We start from the raw sequence: 213 nt of genomic DNA, 5'->3' as shown, positions 1-213 counted from the left end.
TTGGTGGAGCCTAGCGGGATCGAACCGCTGACCTCCTGCGTGCAAGGCAGGCGCTCTCCCAGCTGAGCTAAGGCCCCATTCGTTTAAATATATATGGTGGGCCTAAGTGGACTCGAACCACCGACCTCACGCTTATCAGGCGTGCGCTCTAACCAGCTGAGCTATAGGCCCATATATATGATAGAGAGAATTCTCTCAAAACTGAACGAAATG

The 213-nt window shown here is 52.1% G+C and carries 2 tRNA genes; both read right to left on the bottom strand.

The features are described 5' to 3' along the window. Window position 1: 1 nt before the first annotated feature. A tRNA-Ala gene (locus AC1VNJ_RS27005) sits at window positions 2–77 on the bottom strand. A gap of 17 nt (window positions 78–94) precedes the next feature. Next, window positions 95–171, bottom strand: a tRNA-Ile gene (locus AC1VNJ_RS27000). Window positions 172–213: the final 42 nt, after the last annotated feature.

This window comes from Priestia sp. 3CA3, assembly GCF_056836725.1.
This window is presented reverse-complemented; position numbering and strand designations above follow the sequence as displayed.